General features: G+C 54.8%; 22 protein-coding genes and 1 tRNA gene. 8 read left to right on the top strand and 15 right to left on the bottom strand.

Annotated elements, in window-relative coordinates:
* Position 1: 1 nt before the first annotated feature.
* Positions 2-706, bottom strand: a complete 705-nt coding sequence (locus RWV98_RS09815; RefSeq protein WP_317865578.1) for an N-acetylmuramoyl-L-alanine amidase — start codon at positions 704-706, stop codon at positions 2-4.
* Positions 707-859: 153 nt separating this feature from the next.
* On the opposite strand from RWV98_RS09815, the gene RWV98_RS09810 reads away from it, so the two are divergent.
* On the top strand, positions 860-1,429 hold the full coding sequence (locus RWV98_RS09810; RefSeq protein WP_317865577.1) for a cysteine hydrolase family protein: 570 nt from the start codon (positions 860-862) through the stop codon (positions 1,427-1,429).
* Complete coding sequence (locus RWV98_RS09805) at positions 1,426-3,000, top strand: S-layer homology domain-containing protein (protein ID WP_317865575.1); 1,575 nt, start codon at positions 1,426-1,428, stop codon at positions 2,998-3,000. Before RWV98_RS09810 ends, RWV98_RS09805 begins: the two co-directional genes overlap by 4 nt.
* Before the next feature lie 41 nt (positions 3,001-3,041).
* On the opposite strand, the gene RWV98_RS09800 is transcribed toward RWV98_RS09805, so the two are convergent.
* Positions 3,042-3,707 carry a manganese catalase family protein gene (locus RWV98_RS09800; RefSeq protein WP_280960595.1) on the bottom strand — a complete coding sequence of 222 codons (666 nt, stop codon included), beginning with the start codon at positions 3,705-3,707 and terminating at the stop codon, positions 3,042-3,044.
* An 81-nt stretch (positions 3,708-3,788) separates the two neighbouring features.
* Positions 3,789-4,676: a DegV family protein gene (locus tag RWV98_RS09795; RefSeq protein WP_317865572.1), complete on the bottom strand. Its 888-nt coding sequence runs from the start codon at positions 4,674-4,676 to the stop codon at positions 3,789-3,791.
* Between the two features lie 645 nt (positions 4,677-5,321).
* Here RWV98_RS09795 and RWV98_RS09790 point away from each other — a divergent pair.
* Positions 5,322-5,648, top strand: coding sequence for a hypothetical protein (locus RWV98_RS09790; protein WP_317865570.1), 327 nt, complete (start codon positions 5,322-5,324; stop codon positions 5,646-5,648).
* A 204-nt stretch (positions 5,649-5,852) separates the two neighbouring features.
* On the opposite strand, the gene RWV98_RS09785 is transcribed toward RWV98_RS09790, so the two are convergent.
* Entirely contained in the window at positions 5,853-6,092 is a 240-nt protein-coding gene (locus tag RWV98_RS09785; protein WP_280960592.1) for a helix-turn-helix transcriptional regulator, read from the bottom strand.
* A 698-nt stretch (positions 6,093-6,790) separates the two neighbouring features.
* Between RWV98_RS09785 and RWV98_RS09780 the strand changes: the two genes are divergently transcribed.
* Together RWV98_RS09780 and RWV98_RS09775 are read left to right on the top strand one after the other, a co-directional pair.
* Positions 6,791-8,089, top strand: coding sequence for an ABC transporter substrate-binding protein (locus RWV98_RS09780; RefSeq protein WP_317865568.1), 1,299 nt, complete (start codon positions 6,791-6,793; stop codon positions 8,087-8,089).
* Between the two features lie 24 nt (positions 8,090-8,113).
* Positions 8,114-10,561 carry a response regulator gene (locus RWV98_RS09775; RefSeq protein ID WP_317865566.1) on the top strand — a complete coding sequence of 816 codons (2,448 nt, stop codon included), beginning with the start codon at positions 8,114-8,116 and terminating at the stop codon, positions 10,559-10,561.
* 52 nt (positions 10,562-10,613) lie between these two features.
* Here RWV98_RS09775 and RWV98_RS09770 read toward each other — a convergent pair.
* The 4 genes from RWV98_RS09770 to RWV98_RS09755 all read right to left on the bottom strand — a co-directional run bounded on the left by RWV98_RS09770 (position 10,614) and on the right by RWV98_RS09755 (position 12,487).
* A tRNA-Val gene (locus RWV98_RS09770) sits at positions 10,614-10,689 on the bottom strand.
* A 41-nt stretch (positions 10,690-10,730) separates the two neighbouring features.
* A complete protein-coding gene (gene efp, locus RWV98_RS09765) occupies positions 10,731-11,294 on the bottom strand; it encodes an elongation factor P (protein ID WP_280960589.1) in 564 nt (187 codons plus the stop codon).
* A gap of 451 nt (positions 11,295-11,745) precedes the next feature.
* On the bottom strand, positions 11,746-12,126 hold the full coding sequence (locus RWV98_RS09760; RefSeq protein WP_280960588.1) for a helix-turn-helix domain-containing protein: 381 nt from the start codon (positions 12,124-12,126) through the stop codon (positions 11,746-11,748).
* Positions 12,127-12,319: 193 nt separating this feature from the next.
* Positions 12,320-12,487 (bottom strand): transcriptional regulator, encoded by a 168-nt coding sequence (locus RWV98_RS09755; RefSeq protein WP_280960587.1) that lies wholly within the window; start codon positions 12,485-12,487, stop codon positions 12,320-12,322.
* A gap of 183 nt (positions 12,488-12,670) precedes the next feature.
* On the opposite strand from RWV98_RS09755, the gene RWV98_RS09750 reads away from it, so the two are divergent.
* The gene (locus RWV98_RS09750) at positions 12,671-13,723 is read left to right on the top strand and encodes a tyrosine-type recombinase/integrase (RefSeq protein ID WP_317865563.1); all 1,053 of its coding nucleotides are present in this window, start codon (positions 12,671-12,673) and stop codon (positions 13,721-13,723) included.
* A 198-nt stretch (positions 13,724-13,921) separates the two neighbouring features.
* On the opposite strand, the gene mtaB is transcribed toward RWV98_RS09750, so the two are convergent.
* Positions 13,922-15,205 carry a tRNA (N(6)-L-threonylcarbamoyladenosine(37)-C(2))-methylthiotransferase MtaB gene (gene mtaB, locus RWV98_RS09745; RefSeq protein ID WP_317865561.1) on the bottom strand — a complete coding sequence of 428 codons (1,284 nt, stop codon included), beginning with the start codon at positions 15,203-15,205 and terminating at the stop codon, positions 13,922-13,924.
* Positions 15,206-15,379: 174 nt separating this feature from the next.
* Between mtaB and RWV98_RS09740 the strand changes: the two genes are divergently transcribed.
* A complete protein-coding gene (locus tag RWV98_RS09740; RefSeq protein WP_280960584.1) occupies positions 15,380-15,679 on the top strand; it encodes a hypothetical protein in 300 nt (99 codons plus the stop codon).
* A 32-nt stretch (positions 15,680-15,711) separates the two neighbouring features.
* Positions 15,712-16,632 carry a C40 family peptidase gene (locus RWV98_RS09735; RefSeq protein WP_317865558.1) on the top strand — a complete coding sequence of 307 codons (921 nt, stop codon included), beginning with the start codon at positions 15,712-15,714 and terminating at the stop codon, positions 16,630-16,632.
* Positions 16,633-16,687: 55 nt separating this feature from the next.
* Here the strand turns inward: RWV98_RS09735 and RWV98_RS09730 are convergent, their stop codons facing one another.
* The 6 genes from RWV98_RS09730 to RWV98_RS09705 form a co-directional block, all read right to left on the bottom strand.
* Entirely contained in the window at positions 16,688-17,245 is a 558-nt protein-coding gene (locus RWV98_RS09730; RefSeq protein ID WP_280960562.1) for a hypothetical protein, read from the bottom strand.
* A gap of 119 nt (positions 17,246-17,364) precedes the next feature.
* Complete coding sequence (locus RWV98_RS09725) at positions 17,365-18,294, bottom strand: hypothetical protein (RefSeq protein WP_280960561.1); 930 nt, start codon at positions 18,292-18,294, stop codon at positions 17,365-17,367.
* Between the two features lie 68 nt (positions 18,295-18,362).
* Positions 18,363-19,568: a class I SAM-dependent methyltransferase gene (locus RWV98_RS09720; protein WP_317865556.1), complete on the bottom strand. Its 1,206-nt coding sequence runs from the start codon at positions 19,566-19,568 to the stop codon at positions 18,363-18,365.
* Between the two features lie 81 nt (positions 19,569-19,649).
* Positions 19,650-20,207, bottom strand: coding sequence for an ABC transporter ATP-binding protein (locus RWV98_RS09715; protein ID WP_317865554.1), 558 nt, complete (start codon positions 20,205-20,207; stop codon positions 19,650-19,652).
* Positions 20,204-20,971, bottom strand: a complete 768-nt coding sequence (locus tag RWV98_RS09710; protein WP_317865553.1) for an ABC transporter permease — start codon at positions 20,969-20,971, stop codon at positions 20,204-20,206. Before RWV98_RS09710 ends, RWV98_RS09715 begins: the two co-directional genes overlap by 4 nt.
* The gene (locus tag RWV98_RS09705; protein WP_317865551.1) at positions 20,946-21,959 is read right to left on the bottom strand and encodes an ABC transporter substrate-binding protein; all 1,014 of its coding nucleotides are present in this window, start codon (positions 21,957-21,959) and stop codon (positions 20,946-20,948) included. Before RWV98_RS09705 ends, RWV98_RS09710 begins: the two co-directional genes overlap by 26 nt.
* Position 21,960: the final 1 nt, after the last annotated feature.

Below are 21,960 nucleotides of genomic sequence, written 5' to 3'. Positions count from 1 at the left end.
GTCAAGCGCCGTTTTGATAGTGCAGGTATCCGCTGACGATACAAACGGCGAGTTTTTTATGGTATTCCTCCTGCGCAAGCAGCTTTTCCTCCGCGGGATTGGATAAAAAGCCGCATTCGACGATCACCGCCGGGCAGTTGAGTTTTTTCATTAAATAGATCGTTTTTTCGGCCTGCTTGGCCTGCCGGTGGTTTTCCGGGTCGGCGCCCGCGATCAGATCGTTTTGCAGCAGTTCGGCCAGTGTCTTGCTGTCCGCGTGGTTGGGCGAATAGAACACCTGCGCGCCATGATACTGCGGATCGGTGAACTTGTTGAGGTGAATGCTCAAAAAGACAGGATTTACTGTGTCCGCCACAATCTTTTCCCGCGCCTTGATATCCGTCACCTTATTTTCCCGCACCGACCGGCCCGCGTTATAATCAAGCGCCTCGCTGCTGTCCCGCGTCATCGCGGTACGCACGCCGAAAAAGCCGGCGAGCGCCTGTACGCGTTGCGCGATCGACAGGTTGATATCCTGCTCGGTCGTACCGGTCGCGCCGATCGCGCCGCCGTCAAAGCCGCCGTGACCGGCGTCGATCACCAATGTCGGCGGCGTTTCCGCCGCTTCCGCTGCGGCGCGGACCGCCCGGCTCCCGCCGCGCGCGGCAAGCACCGCGAGCACGGCCAAGCCGCCCGCGAGCAGACGCTTCCCAAATTTATGATTCAAACCCGCGCACCCCCTTGGTTTCCAGCCTATGCCGGTACCGGGCGCGCTATGTTACTTATTATATCCCGCTTTCGCTCTAGACGCAATAAATTCATTGTGCGCGGTGCAAAATCATGGTACACTTAAGAAAAATGAAAGGGAGTGTGACCGGCAATGCCCAAGCTGCTTGCTGTGATCGATTATCAAAACGATTTTGTGACGGGTTCGCTCGGCTTTGAGGGCGCGGCCGCGATTGACGGCGGCATCGCGCGTTTGGCCCAGCAATATCTGGCGCAGGGCGATCACGTACTGTTCACCTACGATACGCACGACGATGAATATTTAGAAACGCGCGAGGGACGCGCGCTACCCATACCCCATTGCAACCCCAAGAACAGCGGCTGGCGGCTGTACGGCAAAACGCAGGAGCTTTGCTGCGAAACGTGCTGCAACAGCCAGATCCACACCGTCAATAAGCACACCTTCGGTATGCCGCCCGCCGAGTTGGTGCGACTTGGAAAAGAGCTGCCCGATCTGCGCGAGATCCTTGTGGTCGGCGTGGTCACCAACATGTGCGTCATTTCCAACGCTGTGCTGATGCAGGCGCAGTGGCCGGAAGCCGTCATTACGGTGGACGCCGCGCTCTGCCGCAGCTTTGACCCGATGCTGCACGATAAGGCGCTGGATGTCATGGCCAGCCTGCAAATGATCGTGATTAACCACGAAACGAGAGGTGTCATATGAAGCGTAAGCTCATTTTATTGCCCCTGCTGGGCGCTTTGCTGTTACCCAGTGCTTTCGCAAGCTTTGACGATGTGCCGCAAAGCCGCTCCGACCGCGCAGCGATCGACTATGTGACCGGAAACGGACTGTTCTCCGGAACCGAGGAGAACCTCTTTTCACCCGACGCGCCGCTGACTCGGGCGCAGGCCGTTGCCGTGCTCGCGCGCATGGCCCACGCTACCGGCGTCCCGACCGACGTCTTTACCGATGTGCGGGGCGATGCGTACTATACCAAGGATCTCGGGTGGGCCCATCAGAACGGCATGGTGCGCGGCGCGACCGACACCACGTTCGAGCCGGACCGCACCGTTACCCACAAAGAGCTTGCCGCTATGCTCACGCGGTATCACGCGTGGCTGGGTCTGCCCGAGAAAGGGCTTGCCCTAAACGGACAGGATAGCAACGCCCCGATCACACGCGGCGAAGCCGCCGTTTATTACGCCACAGTTGATCAAGACCTAATGCGCCGCGACGCCGAAGTGAAAACACATACGGCGGCGGACGGCGTATCCCTCACCGGCAAGCTGGACCTGCCCGCTGGCGACGGCGCAGTCGATAAGCTTGTGCTGTTCGTCAACGGTTCGGGCCCCAATACCTATGATAACCGGCGCAGTGAAGGCACGCTGGACGCCAAATACTTTGATCTGTTTGCCGAGCAGTTCGGCGCGCGGCGGATCGGTTTTTTCCGGTATAATACGCGCGGCGTCAGCATTGGCGATCAGCCGCCTATGTATGATTCGATCGACGAGAACGTCTACCGCACGTATCTGCCTGAAACCAGCGTCAGCGATATCGGCGAGTGGATCGGTGTTTTGCGGCAGGAGCCTCGTCTGAAAGACGCGAAGATCTATCTGCTGGGCTGGAGCGAGGGTACGATCATCGCGCCGCTTGCCGCCGAACGGTTCAGCGACCAGATCAGCGGCTTGCTGCTTGCGGGGTACTGTAACGACCGGCTGGACGAAATCTTGGAATGGCAGCAATCCGGCGAATCGAGCATGATCTTCTATCGCCTATATTTCGATACCGACGGCGACGGCGCAATCTCGGAAGCCGAATACAAGGCCGATCCCTATGGGATCGTTACAAGCGTGCTGCAAAACACCGACTTTTCCGCTATCGATCTCAATCAGGATGGGACAATCACCACCGCTGATCTGGCGATCATGCTGGAACCCGGCAAAAAGGCGCTGTATGACGCGATCGAGCGCGGCGACGACGAGTGGCTGGCTCAAAACTATCCTGTGCGCCTGACCAGCGCGTGGTTCCAAGCGCATGAAAAGCTGGCGCCCAACCGGGAAACCTTGCCGAAGCTCGATCTGCCGATCACCATTTTCCACGGCACAGCCGATCAGAACTGCGATGTGGCCGGGGTGCGCGCGATCGAAAAGAGCTTTGCGGACAAGGGAAAAACCAATTTGTCCGTTCATATCTACGAAGGATATGATCACAACCTGCTTTACAACATTTATCCGCCGACCGGGCGCATTTCTCAGGCGTTTGAGGACATTTTTCAAACAGCCGTAGCGCAATAAGAAAAAGTGCTGCATCATTTTGGTGCAGCACTTTTTCTTATCTAAATGTTAAAAGAGGGCGGCTGGCTTTTCGCCGGATCAAAACTTTGGCCGCCGGGTGTGGACAGATCAAAATAAATGCGCGCATCCTTCGTCGTGCCCCAATCCTTCTGCGAACCCGTATCCTGAATACGGTTGAACGCTTCGCGGAACATGGTATTATGCGCCTCTTCACGATTAAGCAGGAAATCGATCGTTTCACGCACGCCCTTGTCGTCAATCTGGCGGTACAGGTATTGATAAACCACCTTGGCGCGTTGCTCCGCCGCGATATCGGACAGAATATCGGCGGCGGCGTCGCCCGTCTCATTGACATAGGCCGCCGTCCATAGAAAACCGCTCGCATTGGCCAGCATCGGAGTAAGGCCGGTCAGCACATGCGCTTCCACATTGCCTACCGTTGCGTTTTCAGCGTCTAAATGATGGCCGTTGAGCATGTTCACTGTTGCCGAGATCATTTCCAGATGGCATAACTCCTCAGCAGCGACGTCGAGGAACAAATCCTTGATCTCCGGGTCCTTGATGCGCATGGACTGCGACAAATATTGCAGCGCAGCCTTCAGTTCGCCCTGCGGGCCGCCAAGCTGTTCCTGCAGCATCGCGGCATAATTGGGGTTGGGGCGATCGACGCGCACCGGCTGTAAATACTGTTTTTCATGTTTAAACATATAAAACACCTCCCTACCGCTATTTTGCCAAGCAGTAGGGAGGTTTATACCTTATCAGGCTGGTTCCTGAGCGGGCCGCGTTCAATCGAATCGTTCGTCGCCCCAGAAAAAGAGCGCGACTGTCCCCGGGCCCGTATGTGCGCCGATCACCGTGCCAATACTGTTGATGCATACCTTGCCGTTTAGATTTGGGAACTGCGCCTGCACCTGATCGGCTACCGCGCGCGCATCCTCCATGCAGGCGGACTCGGAGATAAAGCATTTGCCGCTGTAGCCCAGCCCGTTTTCCGCATGCTCCTCCATCATCCGTACGATCTCACGAACGACCTGCTTTTTGCCACGGATTTTTTTGCGTGGGATCAGGTGCCCTTCCCTGTCCATATTGAGCAGCGGGCAGATGCCCAGCAGCGTGCCGAAGGTCGCCGCGGTGGGTGAAATACGGCCGCCGCGCTTATAGCTGGTCAGATCGGTCGAGAAAAACCAGTGATGCAGACGCAGCTTGTTCTGCTCCAGCCAGTTGTATAGCTCGTCAATGGGCATGCCGGCGTCGCGTTTTTCGCACGCGGTATCGACCAGCAGACCGTAGCCCGAAGAGGCGCCCAGCGTGTCCACCACATAAATACGGCGTTCAGGGTATCGCTCATTTAGTTCATCCCGTGCGATGCAGGCCGAGGTATACGTGCCCGACAGACCCGAGGAAAGCGTCAGGTGTAAAATATCTTTGCCGCGCTTGAGCAGGGGCTCGAATAGCGCCTCGTACTCCTCGGTGTTGACCTGCGACGTCGTCGGCATGGCGCCCGCTGCGATCGCCGCGTAATAATCCGGAAAGGAAATACTTTGCCCTAGGTCGTCCTGATAATCCTTTCCCTCTAAATGAAAATGAAAGCAGGCGTATGGCACGCCTTTTTCTCGAAAATAGTCCGCCGACAGATCCGCTGTGGAACAGCAGGTGATCATATAATCCGGCATCCACGCACACTCCCCTTCTAAAATACGCCGCCGGTGCGGCGGTCATTCTATATGGGGCTATTATACCACAGCGGCAAGCGCAAATAAAGCTATTAGCATTCGCTAAGCGCCGCTGATGGTATAATTAATTTAATCCGGGTATAATAGCTGTTTTGCGGCTATTATACCACAGCGGCAAGCAATTCCGAAGAGTTAAAACGCACTTAAGCGCCGCTGATGGTATAATTAATTTAATCAAAAGTATAATAGGCGCTTTGCGGCTATTATACCACAGCGGCAAGCATTTTCGAAGTGTTAAAATACACTTATGCGCCGCTGGTGGTATAATTAATTTAATCCGGGTATAATAGCCGTTTTGCGGCTATTATACCACAGCGTCAAAAATTTGAAAAGACCGGCCGCTCGTACCCTGCGTATTCCTTTTATTTGTGCGTTTTCTTGTCCTTACTTTTGGGTACGCGATATTTCATGATAAACGCCTTCAGCTCGTACTCCCGCGCTGTAACCAAATCGTTAAAGAACCCCATGCGTTTCACCTCCTGCCCTCAGTTTGACCATTCCCGGTCAAAACATGTGCGGCCGTGATCAGACGCAATATGCAAGCGAAGAATCAAATGCGCACATACTATCTTTTGGGTGATAGTTATGTGCGCATTTGATCCTTCCAGCGGCAATGTTTCCAACAAAAAAACAATAGGGCGCTCGGCCGCGGCCGAGCACCGCGCGTTGGTTCGCATACAGGTTGTGACCCGCACCGAACAAGGACTGTTGCTGCCTGAACGTATGCAGCTGCCGGATGGAAAAGCACTTTCTGTTTCGCGGGTATACGGCTGTCGGTATGATGGTATGCGGCAGAATATGCTGCGGTATGGCGTTCGTATTGGTGGAATATCGGCAGCCATGTGGATGCGCGATGACAGAATCTGGTTTATAGAAAGCAAACTGGCCGATCGACTCTTACAACAGCCCTAGGGCAGTACGTTGAGGACCGCATCCTGCAAATGGACCGGACGGAGCTGCATTTGCGTCAGCAGCCTGACGAGTCCGGAAACACACGCTTGATTCGTTGAAACATCCGATAGTTTGGTAATGAAGCGTCTGCCGGCGTCGCCCTCTTTCCAGCAGAGGATGCTAAAAGAACGGTAATAGCCATAATCCTCTAAAAAGCAGATCTCTCTAATATACAGATACAGATACCGAATCACTATTCACCTCGCTTTTCAAGGAATCCAAGCTGATATCCAATTTGGCGGCTATCAATACGGCATTGGTCAAATTAGGCAGCGACCGGCCCATTTCCAGATCCTGATAATGGCGCAGCGAAACGCCGCAAAGCTCAGCCATTTTTTGCTGGGTCAAGCCATTGCATTTGCGGTACTGAAAAAGTTTTCCCGAAAAATTTGATTTAATCGACATAAAAACCCTCTTTATGAGATTTTACATCAACCCACACTTTCAAAAAACGATCTCGAGTTCCTATTTTAACAGAATTTACATGATTGACATAGGTGGCGACTTGGGATGAGGTGATCATATGTCTTTCCTCCCGAAACATATGCACACTGCGCTTGATTTGCAGCCTTTGCAATACATTTTATGAAACGCCGACACTGCCGCAGCAGTTCCCACGTTACCTCTTCATAAAGGAACACCCGCCCTTGGCGCCTTTCGGCACCGAGGACGGGTGAGAACAGCCCAACGCTCTCAGAAGGTTCGGTCCGTATATCCGAAAACGCCTTGTCTATTTGCCTTTTATTTTCAGTTATCCGTTTCTTACATGATATGGCTGGTATAAGCTTCTGCAAATCACTCCTTCATTCCTGTATTGTCCAATCTGAACAAAATATATTTTATGTGTTATCATACCACATCGTGTGTGCGGTGGGCAATAGCAAGGCCTGTTGCAAAATGCGCAGATTGCACAATCGGTCGGCATTTTTGCGTGGCAACCTTTATATTTTTTTCTCAGCCGCAGCGCTATCTATCGCGTTTTTTACAAATATGTGTCAAAAGGGCTGGTTTTTTCTGTGCAATTCGATTATACTATAAACTATCAAACACCATCTGGCAAAAGGTAATTGTCCATATGGTTTCCATTTAAAGGAGGGCCAGAGATGATGAAACGCGCCATTGCGGGCGGTATTCTCTTGTCGGCCCTTCTTTTGTTGTTTTGTGGCTGTTCGGCCGCAAAACCAAAATCGCCCGCGCCTGCGTACGAGGAACCGCAATATGCGTGGGGCAATATTACGGGCCGCACGCTGACCGTGTGGGGGCGTGAGACCGACCTGAGCCGTAGTTATATGACGCGGGCCTTTGCGCGCTATGAAGAGCTTACAGGCAACACGATCGATGCTGTCGCCTATACGCCGGATCAGCTCGAAGCTGCCGCCGCGGAAGCGCTCCAACGCGGTTCCAACACGCCCGATCTGATACTCAGCTTTGGCGGTACCAATATTGACGCTTTGGAGCCTGATCAAAACCTATATGATTTCAGTGCGGCGGAATGGGTGGATGATCTGACCGAGGTGTCCATCAATCAGACCATTTACCACGGCAAGGTGATCGGCCTTCCCCATTGGGAAGCTTCAATCGCGGGCACGCTTTACAACAAGGAGATATTTGAAAAGCTGGACCTAACGCCGCCGCGCACGCAAGCGGAATTTCTTACCGCTTGTGAAACCCTGCTGCAAAACGGTGTAACGCCCTTGTATCTTCCAGCAGCCTCCCCCACCATGCTGCTTTATCAACTGCCGCTGGATGCACTGGTAGAACAAACGGATACGCTGGAGAAGCTGAATAACGGCGAACTGAGCTACGCCGATCTACCCGGCATGCAGCAAGTGGCGGACTGGTACCGGACGATGGCAGAGTCAGGCTATCTGGGCGCAAGCTATCTGACAAACGACTGGGACGGTATGAGCGGCGCTTTGGAGAGCGGCGAATATGCGATGATGCTTTGTTGGGATACCTGGCTTTATACAGACTTTCAGGGTGACGCTTCTCGCTTCGGTTTGATGCCGGCTTTTGTCGGAATACCCGAAAACGGCACCTTTGAAGGACCCAACCTATCGCTGATGCTGGTCAACCGGCATAGCGAGCAAATGGATGCGGCGCTGGATCTGATCACCTTTATGGCCGATCCCTACAATTATAACGCTGCATTTGAGGGAATCTACACAGCACCGGTCTTTAAGCGTCAGGTAGCCGGAATTTCCACGCCGCAATATGTGGAAGCCGAGCGCTGGGTCGAGGAAAACTATCGGGATTCTACCGCTTGGCTGCGCATCGAGGGTTTCTCTCAGTCGGACGCCACCTGTATCCTACATTATATGCAGGCTCGCGAGGGATACACGGCGGAGCAGTGCCTGCGGGATATGGACAGGCTGCGGACGGAGCGTATTCATAAACGATAAAAAACGGCAAAGGAGGAAGCGTGCGTGAAAAAGCTGCATCGGGAACAGACACGCATGGTATGCGCGGTCGCGGCATTAATATGCGCCGCTGTAATCTTCACGCTGCTTTTTACCGCCTATGCCCGGCGCTTTGAACGGACATTGACGGAGGAAAACCGTTCCCGCTTGGAGGAGGTTTCCGAGCATGTAGCCGTTTACATGGAGCGGGCGGTGGAGCAGCAGTGGGAAGAGCTGCGCGTCGCTGCGGCCGCGGCCTCGTCCCTGCCCGATTTGGAAACACGCGTGAACTATCTCGGCCAAATGGCGGACCAGCTGAATTTTACCTATATCGGTCTCGCGGATTCGGTCGGCCATCTTTATACCACGGCCTTTTCGGAGCCGCAGGATATTTCACAGAAGGATTATTATCTGGCGGCAAGCGGCGGCGAAACCTATATCACCGGTCTAAAACGACAGATTTTCTGGGACAGGGCGGTAAGCGGCGTAATTTTATCCATACCCGCGCCGGAGGATACCGGTACGGCGGTAGTCGCGATGCTGAGTACGGCTAAGCTTGGCGCGGACATACAGGTGGACAGCTTTGGCGGCAGCGGCTTTTCCTACATTATCGACGCGGATGGCAACCAAGTGCTCCACGCCCGCAGCATGGTATATAATAATCTGTTTCAGTCCATGGCCAATTTGACCTTTGAGAAAGGCTATAGTTTAGACAAGATGCGCGAAGATATCGCGTCCTGCCGCTCCGGAATGACGGCCTATTCCGATCTGGGTGTTGAAAAGTATGCTTACTACCGTCCCTTACGTTTTAACGATTGGACAGTCGTAAGTTTCGTACCGAAGGGGGTCGTCACAGCGCGCACGTCGGCGCTATCCCGGGAATTGATCATCATGTGCACGCTCGCCGCGCTGGTGTTTTTGGGTCTGCTGATTATTGTCGGGCTTTTGTTCCTCCGCTTGGAAAGCCGGCGGCGGACCAACCGCGCCAAGTCGGACTTTTTGGCCAACATGAGCCATGATATGCGCACCCCCATGAACGCCATTATAGGAATGACTGCCATTGCCGAGACACACGCTGAAGAGCCCGGCACAGTGCGGGACTGTATGCGCAAAATCGGCTTTTCCAGCTCGCACTTACTGGGCCTGATCAACGATGTGCTGGATATGTCCCGAATCGAAAGCGGCAAGATGACCCTATCACAAGAGCCGTTTTGCCTTTCCACGGTGCTGGAAAGTGTGGAAAACATGACTTTCCCCCACATGCATGCCAAGGGACAGCATTTCGCTGTTCGGCCGCACCACGTAAAAAGCGATACTTTCCTAGGCGACAGCCTCCGGCTCAGCCAAATCTTTATTAATCTTCTCACAAACGCCATGAAATTCACGCCCGAGGACGGCCGCATCACCGTTGACGTGGAAGAACTACCTGCACAAAGGCCAGACACCGCGCGGTTCCGTTTTACCTTTACGGATAATGGGATCGGCATGAAACCGGCGTTTTTGAAAGAACTGTTTGTGCCCTTTGTCCGCGAGCGGAACAGCCGTGTAGACAGCACCGAAGGCAGCGGTCTAGGCATGACCATCACCAAACGAATCGTTGAACTGATGGGCGGCTCCATCGAGGTAAAAAGCGCGGAGGGAAAAGGAAGCGTTTTTGTAGTGACACTCTCCTTCCTTGTTGACCGCGCTGCGCCAGAGGAACTTTCACCGCCGGATTGGCGCGTTCTGGTGGTGGATGGGCACGAAGACGAAGGCGACGAGACCGTACGCACACTGAAAGCCATGGGTGTATCCGCTGCGTGGGTGCCAGAAATAGCATCCGCCGTACAGCGGCTGCAGAGCGAAGCCTTCCAAGCGGTCTTTGTCGATCGCGCCGTCTATTCCGCCAAAGGGATCGCTGCCCTTCATTGTGCCGGCGAATCGCCCCCGGTCCTGCTCCTCGCCGCTTATGATTGGGAAGACATTCGGCGTGAGGCCACAAAGGCCGGTATTCGTTATTTCATTCAAAAGCCGCTTCTGCGCGCCACGCTTAGTCATGCGCTGAGAAACGCGGCTGAACCCACGGCGGAGCAAGCGTCCAACGAAACGGCAATCGACCTTTCGGGCACCAATATTTTGCTGATCGACGATAATGAACTTAACTTAGAAATTGCACGAACCGTATTGACCGAAGCAGGCGCCGCGGTCATGTGGGGCATGGATGGCGTGGATTGTGTTTCAATATTCACTGCATCCGCCGAAGGCAGCTTTGACCTTATTTTAATGGATATACAGATGCCGCGGATGAATGGCTATGAGGCCGCGAAACACATCCGCTCATTAGCGCGCAGCGACGCCTCGCTACCCATTCTAGCCATGAGCGCCAACGCTTATGCCGAGGATATGGCCGCCGCTGCCGAAGCCGGCATGAACGGCTACCTCACCAAGCCCATTGACCTATCGGTATGGATGAACGAAATTCAAAAGTGCCTGTAGCGCTGAACCGCACAAAAACAGAAAAACCACCTCAAACGAGGTGGTTTTTGTATGGTGGACATTGACGGGTTCGAACCGCCGACCTTCCGCACGTCAAGCGGATGCTCTTCCAGCTGAGCTAAATGTCCATTGGAAGGACGGCGAAAATACACCGTCCATTTTGTGCGGATCAGCCCTTGGCGCGCTCAAGATACTCGCCGGTGCGGGTATCAATTTTGATGCGGTCGCCCGTCTCGAGGAAAAGCGGTACCGGAACGCTGGCGCCGGTTTCAACGATAGCGGGCTTGAGTGTGTTAGTCGCGGTATTGCCCTTGAAGCCCGGATCGGTCTCGGTAATCTCAAGTTCAACGAACAGCGGCGGCTCTACGGCAAACACGCTGCCCTTATAGGAGCAAACCTTGACATTCTCGTTTTCCTTAACAAAGCGGAAACCGTCGCCAAGTGTAGACTTGTTAATCGGGATCTGCTCGTAGGATTCGTTATCCATGAAGTAGTACAGGTCGCCTTCGTTGTAGAGGTACTGCATATCGCGGCGCTCCACAAAAGCTTCCTCGTATTTATCGGTAGGGTTGAAGGAACGTTCGGTTACCGCGCCGGTGATGACGTTCTTCATTTTTACGCGAACAAAAGCTGCACCCTTGCCCGGCTTAACGTGCTGGAACTCAACAACCTGCTGCACCTGGCCGTCCATCTCAAAGGTCACGCCGTTGCGAAAATCACCTGCGGAAATCATATCGTAATTCCTCCAAAAGAAATATCCTTCGTTAAGCTGTTCCCCTGAACAGCGCTTATTTATTCTAACCCATTTTTTTCACTTTTGCAAGAGGAAATTTCAAAAAAATAAAAAAAACTGCGGCGCGGCCCAAAAGCCGCGCCGCCGCATAGGAAAATTTATCTGGGTATGTGGGGATGATCAGCAGCAGCCACAGCCGCAGCCATTATTGTCGCAGCAACCGCCGCAGCCACAGTTATTATTGTTCGAGCCGCAGCTACCACCCTGATCACAGCAGCAGATCCAGATAAGGATGATCACGATGATGATCCACCACCAGTTTGAAAAACATACCGATTCGTACCAAAATGCGGTAACTTGTGCTAAAACAGCCGATAAGTAAATGTTTATACGCAGTTTACCGCTCGTTCCTTATTTGAGGAGTACGGTAACGGTACGCTCTCACCGTCGATCATTCTTCGGCCATAAGCTCTATGGCCTCAAGCGTAAACTTTTCGATCAGCGCATCGCTCACAAGGTCCAGCAGCGGGGACGGCTCGGTATCCGGCGTATCGTCATCCACAAAAATATTGTGACGGGCAAAGCGATTGAGTGTTTCATAGCAAGGTTCCGCCCCCTCTATTCCGGCGTTTTCATTAAATAGCGTATAGCGTGGCAATGAAAGCGCCTGCTCGATCCTCCATACGGTAGAAAGCGTCGGATTCATCTCTCCTCGTTCATACTTGCCATAATTCCCTTCCGCCATTTCCGCCTTGACCTCGATCTGGTTCTGTTTCAGATCCAATCTTTTTCGGGTTCTGGCCATCGATGTGCAAATCAGTTCTTCTAGCATTGGGATACCTCCTTTTGTAAGGAGCATCTTATCGCATTTTGGAGAATATTGCTAAGTATCCAAATACTTGGCTATTTATAGTACCAAAAGCGCGCCGGACGCATCGCATACAGCAGAGCGTCCGGCGCGCTTTATTTTGGTGAAAATTTTCGTTTGGTTAGCTCTTACCTTTATGCGGATCCGCCGTTCCCATCTATTTATGAAATCGCTCTTCCAAATACCCGCGCGGCACTTTGCCGCGAATGACAAGGTATCCTTTTTGCTCTAGTTCCTGATTCAGCTGCTGCATAATTTCATACGCTTTGCTTTTTCCAATACCGCCGAGTACTTTTTGAACTTCTTTGACATCGATCAGCTCCATTCAATCGCCTCCTGCTTTGTTTTATCTTATGCTGTCGCGGGTTGTCCTTTTTCGTACGCGTATGCAAAAAAATTACATTGCCGCCGGACGAGATCCTGCGGAAGCAAATCCTTGCGGACTACTTTTCCCTGCCCCAATCATACAATTTTCAGAACAGTTTATGATATTAGAGAGGGGTTTCGTATGTCCGTAAAGAAAATGACCGACGGCAGTGGCCGGTGGTATGCGTCCTTTTATTACCGTGACGCATTCGGCGCCGTGCACCGCAAAAAGAAGGAGGGCTTTGCCCGCCAGTCGGACGCTAAGAAATACGAGGATGCCTACGCCAAACAGCACGGCGGCAGCTGCAATATGACCTTTCGCAGCATGTATGAGCTTTACCTTGCCTCCTGCGAAACGCGCCTCAAGGAAGCAACGATCATCAAAAAACGGCATATTTTTAGGGATAAGATCTTACCTACCTTTGGCGATATCCCCGTCGGCTCGATCACACCGCTCATGATCCATCAGTGGCAAAACCAAATGATGCGGCAGAACTTCAGCAGCACCTATCTGCGCACCATCAATAATGATTTGGCCGCGCTATTCGCCTTTGCCGAGCGCTATTACGGCCTATCACTTAACCCTTGCCGCAAGGAACCGCGTATGGGCAAGCGCGACGCTAAGGTCATGCAATTTTGGACGCTGGAGCAGTACCGCAAGGTCATCGCCGGCGTGGACGATCCCGAGCTTCGTATGATCTATGAAATTTTGTTTTGGACGGGTATGCGTCGCGGCGAGTGCCTCGCCCTGACTGTATCCGATATCGATCTCGACCGTAAGACCGTATCGATCACCAAAACACTAGACCGCCGCCATGGTCTGGACGTCGTAACGTCTCCCAAAACGGAGAACAGCAACCGAACCGTCACCCTGCCCGGTCCGCTTTGCGATGGGCTGCGCGCTTATATCGAGGGCTTATATAAGCCCTCCCAAAAGGATAAACTGTTTCACCGTTCGCCAGGTTTCGTTTCCGCCGCTATCAAACGCTATGCGGCGCGCGCACAGACGCCCGCCATTCGCGTGCATGACCTGCGGCATAGTCACGCTTCCATGCTGATTGAAATGGGCTGCTCGCCACTCCTGATCGCCGAGCGCCTTGGCCACGACAGCGTGGATACCACCCTTCGCATATACAGCCATCTTTACCCCAACAAGCAGGCCGATGTGGCCGCCCAACTCAGCGCACTCACCTAACCGTACGAATTTGGTACGATCCTATGAAAAGAAAAAGCGCGTAAGCCTTGACCGAGCAGGCTCTACGCGCTTTTTGATTATAGTTCACCACCAGTTATTTTCGCCCCAAAGACCATTAGAAGAACACATAAGTTATTTCCTCCTATCAAAGATTTCACTTCATCCTATGGTCGGAAACAGAGATATGTGCCTAATCGCTCATAATATTTTTTCTGCGCGTAGGCCGTCGCGGTATAATTCGGTGATACGCGCTGAGACCGGAGTGTTTTTGGACAGCCCGCCGCCGGATAGATAGACGGGAAAGGAAAAACTGCTGTGGCAGGCCCACAGGCCGCTGGGAACGGGATGCTCCGGCAGGACGGAAAGCGCACGCCCAACAAACCCCGCGCGGTAACGCTCGCTGAGCTGCTCCGCCAGCGCTTTGGCGCGTGCGGCGCGCGCTTCCTTGACCGGCTGCGGCACCTGTCCCTCCATTTGATCCGCACGCGTACCGGCGCGGCGTGAATAGGGGAAAACGTGCACGGAGGCAAAGGCGCAGCGCTCCAAAAAAGTCAGCGTTTCTTGAAATTCCGCCTCGGTCTCGCCGGGAAAGCCGACGATCAGGTCGGTCGTAATCGAGCAGTCCGGAAAAGCGCGGCGCAGAGATGATACGTTTTGATGAAAAAGCGCCGTATCATATTTCCGGTTCATCCGTTGCAGCACGCTGTCGCAGCCGCTTTGCAGGGACAAATGGAAGTGCCGGGCGAGATTGTCGTACCCGGAAAGCTCGTCGCAAAAAGCTTGATCTGCCGTGCGTGGATCGAGCGACCCAAGGCGAAAACGCAGGCCGGGATGCGCCCCAAGAAGCGAGCGCAGCAATGGTACGAGCGATATATCCTTCGATAGGTCACGTCCATAAGAGGAAAGCTCGATACCGGTGAGCACGATCTCGTGCACGCCAAGCGTTTGCAGCCGGTTTACCTCGCTTTCCACCCGCTCCGGCGGCATCGAACGCACCCTGCCGCGCGCATAGGGAATGATACAGTAAGCGCAAAAGTTATCGCAGCCATCCTCGATTTTTAACAGGGCGCGCGTTCTGCCGCGCGGTACGCCGGCCGGCAGAACTTCAAAGCGTTCATCTGTATGCATGGCCGCAGGCTCCACATGGCCGCAGACCGCCTGCTCGCACTGACGGAGGATAGCCGCGCGCTCGCGCGTTCCGCAGATCAGATCGATCTCTCCGCTCGCGCGTACGCGCTCGGGTTCAAGCTGGGCGAAGCAGCCGCAGGCGGCGATCACGGCGTCCGGATTATCGCGCCGCAGCTTATGAAAAGCCCGGATGTTTTTATGATCGGACACAGCGGTCACCGTGCAGGTGTTGACGATTACCGCGTCCGCCCCCTGATCGACGATCTCATGCCCGCGTTCGGCGGCAAGCTGCATCAGCGCCTGCGTTTCAAATAAGTTGACTTTGCAGCCGAGCGTGTGGAAAGCAAATTTCATGGTATGTCTCCCAATATAACGAAACTTGGTGTTTTGTATCGCATTATAACACAAAATGCGCAAAAATCCAATGTTTCCGAAATACAATTTGACAAATCGCCCATCACGTGGTATACTGTTTCCATAATGTAACTTTGAAATGTAACCGTTTTGTAACTATAAAGGAGTGCCAATATGCCGACCACTGCAAAGAACACCGATCTTCTTCAATATAAAGGCCACCCGCTGATGCGCAAGGAAAACATCATCTATTATGGCAGCATGAGCGATTCTCATATTATTATGATGCAGATCCTCGAATCCGGCGATATGAAGGGTATGCCTCTTGCAAAGCGCGTTTCCGTGCAGCTGCAGCAGACCGATCCCAACGTTCGTATCAAGGAACGGATCGTGAAGAAAACGGAGAAGGACAGCCTTTGGGCCGCTATGGATATAGCCTCGATCTGGCTGAACCGCGCTCTGGGCAGCAAGTAAACCGGCTGTACGCGAAACGGAGGTTTGACCCAATGAAATTTTCTAAACGACTTTCTCGCATGATGATTTCTGCGGCGCTTGCCGCTTCCATGCTTTTGCCGAGCGCGTTTGCGCTCTACCCCGCGCAGGTAAAGGCGGATTCGCTTTATCTGCGTTCCGCTCCCGGCGGCGATATCATCACCACGCTTCCGAACGGCACCAAGGTCGCCGTTATCAATAACAGCAACAGCTGGTTCAAGGTCGCGGTCGGCGGTAAAGAGGGCTATGTCAGCGGCGAGTTCCTGACCGGCGCTCCGAACAGCGATTTTAACCTTGGCTCCGGCCGGATCGCGTGCGATACCACGGTTAATCTGCGCGAGCAGCCAAACATGTCCGCAAAAGTGCTCACCACCATGAAAAACGGCAGCACGGTCAGCGTGCTGGGCGTGTACAGCGGTTGGTACAAAGTAAGCTTTAACGGGCGGACAGGCTATGTGCACCCCGATTATCTAACCTTTGGCGGCGCTCAGGCTGCCTCGGACCCGGAAGAAACAAAAACGAACGAGCCCACCGCAGCGAAAGTATCCTATACGGGTGATAACGCGCAGCGCGGCGAAGTGCTAGACTATGCGGCCCAGTTCCTCGGTACGCCCTATGTTTACGGCGGCTCCACACCGAGCGGCTTTGACTGCTCCGGCTTTACCTCTTATGTTTTTAACAACACCGTCGGATCGATCCCGCGCGTCGCGCAGTCCCAGTTTGATGCGATCGAACATGTGGAACGTGAAGAATTGCTTCCCGGCGATCTGGTCTTCTTCGGCGCAAGCGAATATTCGATCAGCCATGTCGGCATCTATGTGGGCGACGATCAGTTCATCCACTCCCCCCACACCGGCGACGTTGTCAAATACGAATCGCTTTCCGGTACATACGCCTCCCGTTTCCAAGGCGGCGGCCGCGTGATCAACGATTAAATGGCATACCAAAGAGCCTTCCTATTCGTAGGAAGGCTCTTTTTGCGGCTGCACATTATGGTCTGAACAGCAGACAGCCGTTTTCGCTTGCGATCTCGTTGACGGACAGTCCCCAATCCGCCAGCTTTTGATTGACCGTTTCGGCCAAGGAATTCGTAAAAGAGGATACAACCTGATCGGGCAGCGCGATACCCGCGATCTCGGCACGCGTTGCGGCGAGGCACAGCGCACCGTCCTTTACCGAGACTTGCCAAGAGCCGTACAGCTTGCACGGATCGGGCAAAAACATAGCGGCAGTGCGCAGCATGCCGGCGTCCAGCCCGCTATCTGTCAGCGCCTGCTTGGATACGCTGGCGCTCACCTCTACCGTTGCATGCGCGCCAATGCGCACGGTCATTGCATCAGGCGTAAGCGGCAGCGCTTCGCTGATCAGCGCCCCTAAATCATTCTCGCTGAGCTGTAATTCCACCTGCTCATCCTCCCCTTCCTCCTCCGGCGGTTCAGCAGGCTGCCGTACCGGCTGTTGCAGCAGCATTTTGCCAATGAGCAGCAGGCAAAGCAGCATACAAACGCCCAGAATCAGCGTGTAGACCACACTTTTTTCCTCTTTCATGATCGCCCTCCCCCGCACAGTCTGTTATACTGTATGCGAAGGATCGGCCGAACATGCCTGACATGGATCTGTACGAAAAGAAGGGCGCCTAAGCGCCCTTCTTTTATGCGATCGATCGGTTATTTGCAACCGCAGCCGCAGGTGTTGCTATTGTTGTTGCCGCAGCCACAGGAATTGTTGTTGTTACCGCAGGGATTGCAGCCGCAGCCGGGGCCGAACTCCGGGCACTCCTGCTTGGGCGGGAAGAACTCGTCGATCGGGAACTCAAAGTTTGCGAATACGGCGCAGGGATCCTGCTCGCCGCCGGTGCCGCTGTTCGAGCAGTCGCGGCGCGGCATGCAGATATCGTATGCAGGCATCAGCAACTGGATATCGCGCTCCAGACGGATGATCGAGAACTGGCCCAGCGTGACGAACAGCTGGTAACCGCGGTTGTCAAGCACGATGTCGTCGCCCGCGAAGCAGCGGCAGAGCGAAGAAGGAACTTCGTTCAGGGCGCAGCAGCAGCAGTTGCACGAGGTTTCGGGAGAAACGATGCTGGCATCCAGCAGAATGGGGTCGACAACTTCGACGACAGCCTGCGGCATATTGCTGTTCTGGCAGAGCTGAACATCCATGCCGTCCTCGATATAACGGGACGAGAAGATGCGGGCGCCGCCTTCGCTGCCGAACAGGATGACGCGCTTGTCAAACACGGAGAGGCCGTCGATGATGCGCGGGCGGCCGATCGGGCAACTGACTTCGACTTCGATCTTGTAGAAGAAACGGATATCGACGGTGTAGAAGCCACGGTTAAACTGGACCTTCTCCACATCGATCTTGACGCAGAGCAGCTCGGCAGAGCGGGGCTTTACCGACGCGATACCGCCGGCATTGAGCAGCTCCTGCCCCTCGCGGCACAGGTAAACGCGCAGGTCGCGCAGGCATTCCTTGCTCTTGCAAGAATCGTAAACTTTATTGGTGTGAACGCAAACCGCTTCGCGGAAACCGCCTGCAGCAGCGTTGTTATTGCCGCAGACGGGGCCGGGGCAACATACTTTATCAGCCATGTGTAATCTCCTCCGAATAGTGATTGAAGAAATCTTCAATAACAGCCTATGCGAAGAAAATCGGGGCGTTACTCAATCAGATCGTCATCTGAAATAAAAAATTCATTGTTCATGGCGTTACATTGCCGATCCAGCTCCGACGTCGTGCCGAGCGCCCGCCTTACTCCCTCATAGGCTGCGCGGGCGCGCGGATCGTCGCGGCCGGTGCGCGTGGCGCGAATCAGCAGGTTTTTCGGGGTATCAAGCGGCGAAATGTATTCGACCACGGAAACCTTATACCCTTCCGCTTCCAGCTTGAGCGCGCGCATGCTGTCGGTCATCACATCGTTCAGGCGCGCCTTGAACACACCGGACTTTGCGAGCGGGGCGAGCGCTTCGGGCAGACGGTACTGCTCCAGCAGTTCCTTGTGGCAGCAGGGCACGCAGGCAATGTACTTTGCTTTGGCCCGAATGGCCGCGGCCAGCGCCAGATCGGTCGCGATATCGCAGGCATGCAGCGAAATCACGGCGGTGACCCGCTTTGGCGGCTGATAGACGCGCAGATCGGCGCACTGGAATACCATATTATGATAACCAAGGCGTTTTGCCATCGCCCGGCTCTCCTCGATGACGTGCTCGTTGATATCGACGCCGATCACGCGGCAGCGGCGGTGCAGCACGTCGCGCAGATAGTAGTTCATGACAAAGCTTAAATAGGATTTCCCGCAGGCGCAGTCGAGCAGCACGATCTCGTCGCTTTCATCACTCTCAAACATGGGGGCGACCAGTTCAACATAGTGATCGATCTGGTTGTACTTCCGGATCATATCGTTGCGGAGCTTACCCTCCTGCGTCAGGATGCCGATCTCCTTCAAGAGCGGCGCGGCCTGATCGACACGGATCAAATACTGCCGACCAGCGTCCAGCAAGGGGTTGGCCGCCGCGGTTTGCTCTTCCGCCGTGGCTTCACGTTCGGCCTGCTTCATGGCAACGCCCTTTGGCGTGACCGACAGCGTCACGACCGAGCCGCGCTCCGTATAGGTCATGACAGCCTCGTCGAACCGCCCTGCCTGTTCGGTAAAAAACGCGCACACGCCGGCCGCGTCGATGGCACGGCTCGCGCCCTCAAACGTCAGCGTATAGCCCTGCTCCGCGCGCGTCAGCTTGGCCGGAAACGTCTTTTTACCTGAAAGAAATCGGAAGGACGCTTCCATGAAATAATCTCTGTTTTTTGTCATACGGGCCGAAATGCCGGTCAGCAGCAGCTGCAGCTTGGCCAGATCGCCTTTTTGCATATTCTTCACAACCTTTATCGCTATAGCTATAGTATAATACACGCCGAAATCATTTGCAAATCCGGGACAATCTTCGTCTGCTTATATGCGCAGACGAAGCGTTTGCATGCCCGGCGTCGACGCGCCCGCGCCGTGGGACACAAGGATCAGCGCGCGGCCCTTACGCGCGTCAAGCGCGACCTCGAACGCGCGCTGCGCGTTCGCTTCGTCCAGCCCGGCGAACGGTTCATCCAGCACAAGGATATCCCCCTCTGCCGCGAGCGCGCGCGCCAGCGCCACGCGGCGGCGCATGCCGCCGGAAAGCGTGCGAACGGGCTGCGCCAATGTGTCTTTTGGCAAAAGCGCGTCAAGCAGCGCCTCCCCCGTCTGCCCGCCGACAAGGCGCACATTTTCCAGCGCGCTCCAATGCTCGACCAACCGATCCTCCTGAAAAACCGGATCGAACCGCAGCCCTTTTATACCTTTGACCGTGCCCGCGTCCGCTTCAACAAGACCCATCAGCAGGCGCAGCAGCGTGGTCTTGCCCGCGCCGGAAGGACCTTCGATCCGCCACAGCTCGCCCGGCTTTACGCTTAAACTGACATCGCGCAGCACGGGCTTGCCGTTAAACGACTTGCAAACCTTATCCAACAAAATCATGCGGCGCCCTCCCATCTGCGCTGGGCGGCGGATATCGCACGCACCATCAGCTTTTCCAGCCCCACGCTGACCAGAATGATCGCGCACGACCAAGCGAACAGTCCGCTCATATCCAGATACAGCTTGCTTAAATAGAGCTGCTCGCCGATGGTATAACGCGGCAAACCGATGATCTCGCCCGCGATCCCCGCCTTGAGCGCCATGCCGACCGTGAGCCTTGTGGCGGAAAGCATATAAGGCATCATACCCGGCAGGTAGACCGCGCGCAGTCGCCCGGTGTGAGACAGGCGAAATACCCGCGCCATCTCCAGCATTTTAGGGTCGATGCTTGCCAGCCCTTCTCCCAAATTGATGTAGAAAATGGGCAGCACCACAAAAAAGGCTGTGATCACCGATATCCACGCAGAACGCACCCAGATCAGCGCCACGACAATAAAACAGGCGACCGGCACGCTTTTCATGATCTGTACGGCGGGGGCGAGCAGCAGACGGAGCGCCGAGGCGGTATGACAAAGCGCCGCGAGCAGACAACCCAACCCAAGGGCGAACAGGTATCCGAGCGCGATCTTGCCGATCGTGTGCAGCAGCGACAGCCAGAACGAGGCGGTGAACAGTATAGAAAGCAGGCTCTGTACCGTTGGTACAGGGCCTGCAAATAACAGCTTTGGCAGGATGAGCGCCAGTGTCTGCCACACGCCGAGCCAGAATAAGGCGGCAATCGTGCGGCGCAGCCACGGCTTATCCCAGATAGTAGAACGCCTCATCGGGCATTTTTCCTCCCACCGCCTCGGGCGCGATCTCGTACAGCGCGCTTAAATAACCGTTTATCGAAGTCTTCATCTCTTCGCCGGAAACGGAAGAAATAGGACTGAAATAAGCCAGCACTTCCTCAGCCACAGCCGCTCCCACAATACCGTATTCCTCGATCAGCCGCGCGCCGTCCGCCGTGTTTTCCGTCATATAGGCGACCGAAGCGGCGTGATCGTCCAGAAACTGCCGGAGGGCCGCGGGGTGCTCCTCTGCAAACGCGCGCCGAACGATCGTAACGCCGGTCACGGTGCCGCCCGCGCCGCTTTTCGCGGCCCATTCATCGCTGAGGGAAAAGTTTATCGAAAGCTCCTGATCCTGCATCATGGCGACGGTCGCGAACGGCTGCGGCAGAATGGCCGCCGCCGTGGGATCGGCGCTGAGCGCGGAAAGCACCTCGGCGGATTCCGGTTTAAACTCCAGCATGATATCAGCGTCCGTCAGGCCGTTTTGCTGCATCAGGTAACGAACCGTCCATTCCGGGGTCGTCCCCTTGCCGGTCATATAAACGGTTTTGCCTTTCAGGCCCTCCATGTGCTGTAATGATTCATCATAGGAGAGCGCGTACAGCACATTGCCCGCGTTTATATTGATCACCTGAACGCCGCCCTCGGTCTTTTGGTAAAGCGTCGCCGCGAGATTGGTCGGGATCAGCGCGATGTCGGTCTCCCCTTTGGCGATCAAGGGGACGATCTCATCCGCCGCGGTGTACATGGCACCCTCATAGCGCTGTACTTCCGCCGCCTCATCGTCCGCCAACAGCTTGACCAGCCCCATCGAGGTTGGGCCCTTTAGCGCGGATACACGGGTAATCAGCCCGTTTTCATACCCCGGGGCAACATTTTCCGGCGCTTCCGGCCGCTCCTGCTGCGGCTTTGCGCCGCAGCCCGCGAGCAAGGAAAGCGCCATAACGGCCGAAAGCAGCCGTATCCAGTGTTTTTTCATG

This window comes from Agathobaculum sp. NTUH-O15-33 (assembly GCF_033193315.1).
Lineage (GTDB): Bacteria > Bacillota > Clostridia > Oscillospirales > Butyricicoccaceae > Agathobaculum > Agathobaculum faecihominis_A.
The sequence above is the reverse complement of the archived record's forward strand: the minus strand, read 5'-3'. Positions and strand labels throughout refer to the sequence as shown.